We start from the raw sequence: 1,160 nt of genomic DNA, 5'->3' as shown, positions 1-1,160 counted from the left end.
GATTCGGAGGTGTCTATGAGCAGCAAGCGATATACGGATGAGTTCAAGATCGAGGCGGTCCGGCAAGTGACTGATCGTGGGTTCAAGGTGGCAGAAGTCGCCGGGCGGCTGGGTGTCACGACGCACAGCCTGTACGCCTGGCTGCGCAAGTTCGGCAAGTCTGGCGTGGTGCATCGCGCCGAGGTGGACCAGAGCGCCGAGGTTCGGCGGCTGAAGGCAGAGTTGCGTCGAGTGACCGAGGAGCGCGACATCCTAAAAAAGGCCGCCGCGTACTTTGCCAAGGGGTAAAGGCAAAGTACGCGTTCATGCAGGCCCATCGCAGCGAATTCAGGCTGTGTGCGATGTGCCGGGTGTTGCGGGTCAACCGGGCGGGTTTTTACGCCTGGTTACGCTCGCCCGACAGTGAGCGCGCCAAGGAAGATGATCGCTTGCTGGGACTGATCAAGCACCACTGGCTGGCCAGCGGCAGTGTCTATGGGCATCGCAAGATCACCACGGATCTGCGCGATCTAGGTGAGCGTTGTAGTCGCCATCGGGTGCACAGGCTGATGCGCACCGAGGGACTGCGTGCCCAGGTGGGCTATGGTCGCAAACCGCGCTTCCATGGAGGGATGCAGTGCAAGGCGGCTGCCAACCTGCTTGACCGACAGTTCGACGTGACTGAGCCGGACACGGCCTGGGCGAGCGATTTCACCTTCATCCGCACACATGAAGGCTGGATGTATTTGGCTGTTGTGATCGATCTGTTTTCCAGGCAGGTCGTCGGCTGGGCGATGCGCGATCGGGCCGACACCGAGTTGGTCGTGCAGGCGGTGTTGTCTGCGGTGTGGCGGCGCAAACCCAACGCTGGTTGCTTGGTTCACTCGGACCAAGGGTCTGTCTACACCAGCGATGACTGGCGCAGTTTCCTGGCGTCCCATGGCTTGGTGTGCAGCATGAGTCGGCGTGGCAACTGCCACGACAACGCACCCGTGGAGAGCTTCTTCGGCCTGCTCAAACGCGAGCGGATCAGGCGGCGGACCTATCCCACCAAGGACGCCGCTCGCGCCGAGGTATTCGACTACATCGAGATGTTCTACAACCCCAACCGTCGCCACGGTTCAACTGGCGACCTGTCCCCTGTAGAGTTTGAACGGCGCTACGCGCAACGAGGGTCTTGA

The 1,160-nt window shown here is 61.4% G+C and carries 1 protein-coding gene; it reads left to right on the top strand.

Annotation, left to right across the window (positions count from 1 at the left end; translation table 11 throughout):
- The first annotated feature begins 15 nt into the window (after nucleotides 1-15).
- Nucleotides 16-1,160, top strand: a protein-coding gene (locus XcyCFBP4188_RS22280) for an IS3 family transposase (protein ID WP_104592876.1) whose coding sequence is annotated in 2 segments (ribosomal slippage) — nucleotides 16-253 and nucleotides 253-1,160 — 1,146 coding nt in all. Because the reading frame shifts where the segments join, the coding sequence is not laid out codon by codon here.

The organism is Xanthomonas hortorum pv. cynarae, assembly GCF_002939985.1.
Classification (GTDB): Bacteria; Pseudomonadota; Gammaproteobacteria; order Xanthomonadales; family Xanthomonadaceae; genus Xanthomonas; species Xanthomonas hortorum_D.
This window is presented reverse-complemented; position numbering and strand designations above follow the sequence as displayed.